The organism is Paracoccus sp. PAR01, from assembly GCF_014851995.1.
In the GTDB taxonomy this organism is placed as follows: Bacteria; Pseudomonadota; Alphaproteobacteria; order Rhodobacterales; family Rhodobacteraceae; genus Paracoccus; species Paracoccus litorisediminis.
Genome location: NZ_JACVAW010000048.1, coordinates 1 through 7,711 on the forward strand (window position 1 = coordinate 1; position 7,711 = coordinate 7,711).

Here is a 7,711-nt window from a genome sequence, read left to right on the forward strand (position 1 = left end):
AGCAGGTCTTCGGGCCGTTCCACGCCCTTCAGCAATTCGTCGAGAACTTCCTTCGAGATCGTCATACATGCTTCCTTTCGGTGAAGCATGGACCCGATCAGTCATACACAAAAGATCGGACACTCCCCTGTCCGCGTTGAACTCTGATCAGAGCCCAGTATCATCTCGTTCTGCCCGTCGACAACCAGGGCGTTTTGCGAACACCCGCTAGCCACATGACCGAACCGCAGTGCGACATTCCCGCAGATACACCGTCCGAGCCGCCTGAGGCTATTTCTGGACCTGGCTTTCGCGAAATCGCATTGCCCTTCTGGACTGGAGCCGCGCGCCGCATCGCCTGGGCGCTAACCTCGGGCGTCGTCGTGGTCGTCATCGCAAATGTCGGCATCCTGTTTTCGATCAATCGCTGGAGCAAGGGCTTCTTCGACACGCTGGAAAATCGCGCCATCGAAGCGATTCCGCGGATGGTCATGATCTTTCTTCTTCTGCTTGTGCTCAGTGCGTTGATCAATTTCTGCCTTGTCCGGTTGCGCATGGGGCTTCAAGCCGAATGGCGGCGCTGGCTGACGGCTAGTCTGATCGACCGCTGGCTGGGCGACCGCACCTATTACAAGCTCGAGGTTTCCTCGACCGGAGTGAATGTCCCCGAGGCGCGCCTGTCGGATGACCTGAAACAGGCGCTGACCCCGGTTGTCGACCTGTCGGTCGGGCTTTTCAATGCGGTCCTGGCGACGATGACCTTCATCGGCGTATTGGCGCTGGTCGGGCGTGAGGTCCAGTTTCCCTCTGCCGCAGGGACGATCATCGTCCCATATGGTTTTGTCCTTGCGGCGATCCTTTACGCTCTGGTTATGACCGGTCTGACATGGCTCATCGGTCGCCCCCTGATCGCCGCCGTCGAAACCCATAACGCCGCCGAGGCCGATCTGCGCTTTGAATTGACCCGCGTCCGGGAAAGCGCAGAATCCATCGCCCTGATCCAGGGCGAGGATGAGGAAAAGCGCCGCCTCAAGCACTCCCTCGACCGCGTCGCCGCTGCCATCTGGGCCGTCGGCGCCAATCACGGACGCATCACCATTCTGACCAACATGAGCGCCGTCATGTTGCCGGTGATCGCGCTGCTGATTGGCGCGCCAAAATACATGCAGGGGGGCATGAGCCTAGGCGAGTTGATGCAGGTCTCGGCGGCTTTCGTGCAGGTGCAACTGGCTTTCAGTTGGGTGATGGACAATTTCATCGTGCTGGCCGGATGGAGGGCAGCGGCGAACCGGCTGTCTGTCCTAATCGGCGGCATGGACGAGCACGAGCGGGCTATCCATGGCGCCGACGGCTCGCTGATCCGACTGCGGCAGGACGAGGGCGACGAATTGCGCCTGAACGCGCTGATCGTGCGCCGTGACAATGGGATCGTCGTGATCGACGAGGCTGATGGGGTGATCGCGCGCGGCGAGCGCGTGTTGGTCGGCGGCGAATCCGGCAGCGGAAAAAGCACGCTGGTCCGGGCGATTGCGGGCCTATGGCCTTGGGGCAGCGGCGAGATCGTCCTGCCCGGCGCATGGCGGACAATGTTCCTGCCGCAGACGCCCTATCTGCCGCTGGGCAGCATGCGCGCATGTCTCAGCTATCCCCATGCCCCCGAAACCCTGACTGATGCCGAGGCCGCACGGGTGCTGGAGCGCGTCGGGATGGCCGGGTTCGTGCCGCGTCTGGATGACGAAGACCGATGGAGCCACATCCTGTCGGGCGGCGAACGGCAGCGCATCGCTTTTGCCCGGGTCCTGATCGAACGGCCCGATCTGGTGGTTATGGACGAGGCGACCTCGGCCTTGGATGATGACAGTCAGACGCGGGTGATGGGGGCGCTGATAGAGGAATTACCCGATGCCGCGCTGATCAGCGTCGCGCATCGGCCGGGATTGGCCGAGTACCATTCGCGCCGATTGGAGCTGAAGCGGCTGCACGGTAATGTCCGGTTGGTGCGTGGCGATAGCATCGGGCGACGGCTCGATACCTTTTGGGGTCGTCTCATCCATACTTACGGGCGGATCAAGCGCGTTGATGACGAGGTAAAAGGGGCGCCGCCTGCCATCCCCGATCCGCGTCATCCTCCACCGCATCTATAATAGGGCTCAGTTGGCAGGTGGGCTACCGGCTGCTGGCGTGCCGAGCGGGGGTGGTGGATCTGCGGGTGCAGGTAACGCTCCCCCCTCGGGGGCCTCGGGTGACCCGATACGGTTGATGTCGTTTTGCGCGACCGGATCGGCCGCCATCCACCACAGCAATGCCAATCCCGCGACTGTCAGGGCCAAAACAATGGCGATGATCGCGGCGGGATGGTTACGGGCGGCGCGACCGGGTTCGTTATTATAGGACATTGGCGCTTCCTTCGATCGATTGCCGACCGACCGGATGATCAATCCTCAGAAGACCCCGGTCAGATAAAGCAGGATGATAACGATAACGGGGACGCCGAGCAGCCAGGCAACGATGCCTTTCATAGTATTCTCCTCTCTGTCGCGACCTCTTGGAGGTCGCGCTGCTCGCGCCGCGAACGGGCGCGGTGCACATGCCTTGTGGGTGTTCAACTCGCTGCCTGCGGCAATGTTCGCGATGGACTGCACACGCTTTCGCGATCAGCACAGACTGGAACATGCGCGATTGCGGGGCGTTTCTTTGCGCAGGGAGCAGCAGGAAGGAAGATGATCATTCACTATGTCCGTTTGGTGCTAAACCATCTTTGGGTCGCCTGCCTTGCCGGAGCCGCGGTGATTGCTTTGCTGGCCATAGGGTTTGTGTCATCCGAGACTTTTATCTGGGCGGGGGTCTTGGGTCTGGGTTTGGGCGTGCCCGCAGCACTTTTGAACTGGGCCTATCTCCGGACCAATCGTTCGCGCCAGATCGGCTGGAACTTGAAGATTGCTGATTGGGCGCGTCACGGCTGAACGGGCGAAGCCGCGCCAAGAAACCCCAGCAGACCCCGCTCGGACGCGCGCAACTCGGGGAGTTCCGGGCGGGGCAAGGCCGAGAGCAACGCGGCCCGTTCCACGCCGGGAAGCTGTGCCAGATCCATTACCGCGGGATGGATATATGAGGTGCGGCAGATGGCCGGCGTGTTGAAGAGCCGCTCGGCGGCGGCCTCGGCCATCATCCGAACGCTTAGCCGGGCGTCCGGCGCAAGACTTGTCGCCAATTCAAATGCTGCCAACGTGCCGCCCCAAGTCCGAAAGGTCTTTGCAGTCATACCCGCGCCTGCAAGCTCGCAGAGGTAGGCATTGACATCCTGCGAGGACAGGCTGTGGACCTCTCCCGCCGCGTCCAGATAGGTGAAGAGTTTGCGCCCCGGCAGATCGCCGATCTGCTGAAGGATGCGATTGAGGCGCTTGTCACGCAGGACATGGTGGCAAAGTTTGCCGCCCTTGGCGCGGAACTTCAGTTGGATAAGACCGTCGGCGTTAAGGCTCAGATGGCGAGTGAGCAGGGTCGAGGCCCCGAAGCTGCGATTTGTCGCGGCGTAGGCGGGGTTGCCGATGCGCAGGCAGGTGCGATCCAGTAGCAGGACCAGCGCCGCAAGGCTAAAGTCCCGATCACCCGCATCGCCTTGCAGGTCACGGCGCATCCGTATGCGCACACCCGGCAATGCAGAGCCAAAGGCGACAAGCTGGGCATATTTCGTCCCTGCCCGTGTCGCCTGCCATTGCGGGTGGTAGCGATATTGCTTGCGCCCCCGGTCGTCACGGCCCGTCGCCTGCAGATGGCCATCGTGACGCGGGCAGATCCAGACGTCCCGATAGGCCGGAGGGACGGCCAGCGCCCTGATCCTGGCAAGCTCGTCGCGGCTCAAGGCCTCGCCCGAGGGCCCGCGATAGCTGAAGCCCTTACCCGCCTTGCGCCGCGTGATGCCGGGCTCACTGTCGGAAACGTAGACCAGTACCGCCGTCATGTCTCAGTAATTGCCCGGGGGATCGCTAGCGGGAAATGATTGATCGGCCTGTTCGTCCACAACGTCCCAGTTGCGGGGTGGCGCGGCCATTGCCTTGGGTCCGGCATCGCGGATGCTTTCCAGACGCGGCGCGGATCGGTCGCGCCGTGCGTCCAAAGCGGATTTCAACAGGAAGCCTGCGGCAATGCCGAAGCCGAGGCGCAGAAGTGGGTGTGGCATCAGGAAATCCTTTCTCAGATCATCGGCATGCCGCCGGTCACGGCAATCGTCGCGCCCGAGACAAAGCTGGACATCGGCTCGGCCAGCATCACATAGCTCGATGCCAGTTCGACCGGTTGGGCAGGGCGCTTCATTGGATAGTTCTCACCGAACTTCGCCACCTCCTCGGGTGGAAAGCTTGCCGGAATCAGAGGCGTCCACACCGGGCCGGGGGCGACGGCATTCACCCGAATTCCCTTCTTGGCCAACATTTGTGCCAGTCCTGCGGTGAAGTTCTGGATCGCCCCCTTGGTCGTGGCATAGGCCAGAAGTGTCGGGTTCGGCTTGTCGGCATTGATCGAGGCGGTGTTGATGATTGAGGCGCCGGGGGCCATATGCGGAATCGCGGCCTTTGCCAGATGGAACATCGCATCGATGTTGACAGCGAAGGTACGCCGCCATTCCTCGTCGGAAATCTCGCTAATCTCGTCGAATTTCATCTGATGGGCGGCATTGTTCACGAGAATATCGATGCGGCCAAACTGCTCTACCGTCCGGGCCACGACATCGCGGCAATGTGCCGGATCGCCCAGATCGCCGGGTAGCAGCAGACAGTCGCGTCCGGCCTCTTGGACGATCTGCGCCGTGTCTTTGGCGTCATCTGTTTCGTTCAGATAGGCGATGGCCAAATCCGCGCCTTCGCGGGCATAGGCAATGGCGACTGCGCGCCCGATGCCGCTGTCGCCACCGGTGATCAGCGCGACCATACCGTCAAGCCGACCCGCGCCGCGCCAAGAGGTCTCGCCATGATCCGGGCGCGGACTCATCTTCTTGAAGCTGCCGGGAAGCTTCTGGCTTTGTTCGGGAAAGGGTGGTTTGGGATAGTCCTTCATGCGCGTGACCTCATGGCGAGGCCCACCTCCTGAAAGCCAAGGTTCACGACCGGTGGTGAGCTTTGGTGTATAGGGGATGAACCCATCCGCCGCCGCATTGTTCCAACCTTAATCCCCGCGCTTGGGGATAATGCTGATGCCGCCGCTGATCTCCAGCAATGCGGCCTCGATGTCATCGAGGCGCTTCAGACCCTGCTGCTGACGCGCCGCCTCCAACACGTCGCCGATGCCGATTCTGGCCCGACGCATAGCGCGTTCGTCGATATTGCCGCCGCTGATTAATACGGTTGGCGCCCCGTCGAGCCAGAGCGCCACCCGGCGCGAGTTACGCTTGACGTAAGACAGCAGGATATCGACCGAGAATAGGGTGAGGATCAGGATCAGCGCATTGATCAGCGAAAAATCGTCGCCCAGCAATGCCTGCTGAGTGGTCTCGGCGATGATCAGCAGCAGAACGAAATCGAAGGGTGTGGACTGGGCAAGCGTCCGGCGTCCCGAAAGCCGCGTGATGAGCAGCAGGATCGCATAGATGGTGATGCCCCTGACGACGGAATCCATTTCTCACCTATGGTAGAACAAGGATGCGGACGCTTCGATTTTCACCATCAAGGCCAAGCTCGAAGCGCGTCCAGCCGAAATGCATCGGTCGGGTCGAGATACGGACTTCATGCGGGGTGGTCCCTTCTGCGGTAAAGCTCATCACATGCGAGTGGGAGCCGAGGCTGCTTTCCACAGGGTCCGGCTGAATGCGGCCGATCTCGAAGAGGTCGAAAAAATCGGTTCCGATGCGAAGCCTGTGTTCGTCCCCCGGGCCGGTGAATGTCATCCGGATCTCGTCCCATGCCTCCCAGCGCGCGACACGGGGTATTTCGGCCACGGCCCCGGGAAAGCGGATCTCCTGCATATGTAAAGCACCGCCGCTGCCAGTCAGTCCAAGAAGCGCAAAGATCATGGCGAGGCCATAGCCAAGCCACGCCAGACGCTGGACACGCCAGTAGCGTTCCTGAAAGTCGCGGTGTTCCTCCAATTGCAGCCCATCTGCGCGGATTGCAGGAATTCGAAGGTTTCCGGTCATGGTCGCAACCTCCTCACAGCTGAAAATCAGCCGTAAAGCCCCGGTGTAAACAGCTGAACGAGGGGATTGTTCCGGCATCGCGAAGATTCGGCACCATGGAACCCCGCTCCCCTGAGGGGGTTGTGGCCCGACCCCGGGCGCACCCGCCTTACGGTTTCTTCGGCAGGGTCGCCCCTTTCTGACAGCGATGGGAAGGAAAGTGCGATGGCGAATGAGCAGCAGACTTTCTGGAAGCGTCTGGACGGTATCAATGCCGGAATGCTTGGAACGCGCGAGCGGATGAAGCTGGTCCCGATGTCACATTATGCCGATCCCGGCGAGCAAGCCCTGTGGTTCATCACTGCGGAAGGCACGGATCTGGTCAGCGAACTCGAAGATGGCTCCAGGCCCGCGATCCATGTCATCGGCGATGCGGCGGGCAAGCTTTGGGCCCAGATCGAAGGACAGCTTGAACTCTCGCCCGATCGCGCGAAGCTTGACGAAATCTGGAACAAAGTCGCCGCGGCCTGGTTCGAGGGAGGTAAGGAGGATCCCGACCTGCGCCTCCTCAGATTCAATCTGTCAGAAGCCGATATCTGGTCCACGACGGGCGGGATCGGCTTCCTCTATCAGATCGCCAAGGCGAACCTGACCGGGGACGAGCCCGATATTGGTGACCATTTCCACCTGAAATTCTAAGCGGGCAGGCCAGAACGGATGGGCACGTCAGCCATGGCGCGCCCCTTACCCACCCACATCGGAAGGCAAGGAAGATGGCAAAATCCTATGATCAAACCACTGGCACAGGCGGCGAGACCCAGCAGATCGGCACCGGTAAAACCCCGATCCTGACCACCAATCACGGTATGCCGATTTCCGACAATCAGAACAGCCTGCGGATTGGCGCGCGCGGTCCGACGCTGCTGGAAGATTTCATCCTGCGCGAGAAGATCTTCCATTTCGACCATGAGCGCATCCCCGAGCGCATCGTCCATGCCCGCGGCTCGGTCGCGCATGGCTATTTCGAATGTACTGATCCGATCTCCGACCTCACCTGCGCCAGTCTGTTTGCCGAGAAAGGCAAGCGGACCGAGGTGATCGTGCGCTTTTCGACCGTGGCGGGCGGCGCAGGCTCGGTCGACACGCCACGCGACGTACGTGGCTTTGCGACCAAATTCTATACCGACCAAGGCAATTGGGATCTGGTCGGCAACAATATCCCGGTCTTCTTCATTCAGGACGCCCTGAAATTCCCGGACCTCGTGCACTCGGTCAAGATGGAGGCTGATCGCGGCTTTCCGCAGGCGGCCTCGGCCCATGACACGTTCTGGGATTTCGTCTCGCTGATGCCCGAGACGCTGCATACCGTCATCTGGGCCATGTCCGATCGCGGCATCCCGCGCAGCTATCGGATGATGCAGGGCTTTGGCGTCCACACCTTCAAGCTGGTCACTGCCGAAGGAGCTGAAAGCTTCGTCAAATTCCATTGGCGACCGAAGCTGGGCATCCAGTCGCTGGTCTGGGACGAGAGCGCCAAGATTCAGGGCGCGGATAATGACTATCACCGCCGCGACCTGTGGGAGGCGATCGCCTCGGGTGATTTCCCGGAATACGAGTTGGCGATCC

Annotated in this window: 10 protein-coding genes; 4 read left to right on the forward strand and 6 right to left on the reverse strand. The window is 61.3% G+C overall.

The window, feature by feature from the left end:
* The first annotated feature begins 215 nt into the window (after nucleotides 1-215).
* Nucleotides 216-2,123 (forward strand): ABC transporter ATP-binding protein/permease, encoded by a 1,908-nt coding sequence (locus IB235_RS24175; protein WP_192338902.1) that lies wholly within the window; start codon nucleotides 216-218, stop codon nucleotides 2,121-2,123.
* Nucleotides 2,124-2,129: 6 nt separating this feature from the next.
* On the opposite strand, the gene IB235_RS24180 is transcribed toward IB235_RS24175, so the two are convergent.
* Nucleotides 2,130-2,375, reverse strand: coding sequence for a hypothetical protein (locus tag IB235_RS24180; protein WP_192338903.1), 246 nt, complete (start codon nucleotides 2,373-2,375; stop codon nucleotides 2,130-2,132).
* Between the two features lie 324 nt (nucleotides 2,376-2,699).
* Here IB235_RS24180 and IB235_RS24185 point away from each other — a divergent pair, with 324 nt between their 5' ends.
* Entirely contained in the window at nucleotides 2,700-2,942 is a 243-nt protein-coding gene (locus IB235_RS24185; protein WP_192338904.1) for a hypothetical protein, read from the forward strand.
* Here IB235_RS24185 and IB235_RS24190 read toward each other — a convergent pair.
* From IB235_RS24190 to IB235_RS24210, 5 genes are all read right to left on the reverse strand, one after another.
* Nucleotides 2,933-3,940 carry a DNA topoisomerase IB gene (locus tag IB235_RS24190; protein WP_192338905.1) on the reverse strand — a complete coding sequence of 336 codons (1,008 nt, stop codon included), beginning with the start codon at nucleotides 3,938-3,940 and terminating at the stop codon, nucleotides 2,933-2,935. The genes IB235_RS24185 and IB235_RS24190 overlap by 10 nt on opposite strands.
* Nucleotides 3,941-3,943: 3 nt before the next feature.
* Complete coding sequence (locus tag IB235_RS24195) at nucleotides 3,944-4,159, reverse strand: hypothetical protein (protein ID WP_192338906.1); 216 nt, start codon at nucleotides 4,157-4,159, stop codon at nucleotides 3,944-3,946.
* Nucleotides 4,160-4,173: 14 nt separating this feature from the next.
* Nucleotides 4,174-5,031 (reverse strand): SDR family oxidoreductase, encoded by an 858-nt coding sequence (locus IB235_RS24200; protein WP_192338907.1) that lies wholly within the window; start codon nucleotides 5,029-5,031, stop codon nucleotides 4,174-4,176.
* Between the two features lie 108 nt (nucleotides 5,032-5,139).
* The gene (locus tag IB235_RS24205) at nucleotides 5,140-5,589 is read right to left on the reverse strand and encodes a DUF421 domain-containing protein (protein WP_192338909.1); all 450 of its coding nucleotides are present in this window, start codon (nucleotides 5,587-5,589) and stop codon (nucleotides 5,140-5,142) included.
* Between the two features lie 7 nt (nucleotides 5,590-5,596).
* Complete coding sequence (locus IB235_RS24210) at nucleotides 5,597-6,106, reverse strand: hypothetical protein (RefSeq protein WP_192338911.1); 510 nt, start codon at nucleotides 6,104-6,106, stop codon at nucleotides 5,597-5,599.
* Nucleotides 6,107-6,172: 66 nt separating this feature from the next.
* On the opposite strand from IB235_RS24210, the gene IB235_RS24215 reads away from it, so the two are divergent.
* On the forward strand, nucleotides 6,173-6,784 hold the full coding sequence (locus IB235_RS24215) for a pyridoxamine 5'-phosphate oxidase family protein (RefSeq protein WP_225612606.1): 612 nt from the start codon (nucleotides 6,173-6,175) through the stop codon (nucleotides 6,782-6,784).
* A 74-nt stretch (nucleotides 6,785-6,858) separates the two neighbouring features.
* Nucleotides 6,859-7,711 (forward strand): catalase (locus IB235_RS24220; protein WP_192338913.1); only part of this gene is annotated, 853 nt, incomplete at its 3' end.

Bases quoted from the DNA above. Each gene is read 5' to 3' on its own strand.
- IB235_RS24175 (WP_192338902.1), top strand. From the start codon at position 216: ATGACCGAACCGCAGTGCGACATTCCCGCAGATACACCGTCCGAGCCG.
- IB235_RS24180 (WP_192338903.1), bottom strand. From the start codon at position 2,375: ATGTCCTATAATAACGAACCCGGTCGCGCCGCCCGTAACCATCCCGCC.
- IB235_RS24185 (WP_192338904.1), top strand. From the start codon at position 2,700: ATGATCATTCACTATGTCCGTTTGGTGCTAAACCATCTTTGGGTCGCC.
- IB235_RS24190 (WP_192338905.1), bottom strand. From the start codon at position 3,940: ATGACGGCGGTACTGGTCTACGTTTCCGACAGTGAGCCCGGCATCACG.
- IB235_RS24195 (WP_192338906.1), bottom strand. From the start codon at position 4,159: ATGCCACACCCACTTCTGCGCCTCGGCTTCGGCATTGCCGCAGGCTTC.
- IB235_RS24200 (WP_192338907.1), bottom strand. From the start codon at position 5,031: ATGAAGGACTATCCCAAACCACCCTTTCCCGAACAAAGCCAGAAGCTT.
- IB235_RS24205 (WP_192338909.1), bottom strand. From the start codon at position 5,589: ATGGATTCCGTCGTCAGGGGCATCACCATCTATGCGATCCTGCTGCTC.
- IB235_RS24210 (WP_192338911.1), bottom strand. From the start codon at position 6,106: ATGACCGGAAACCTTCGAATTCCTGCAATCCGCGCAGATGGGCTGCAA.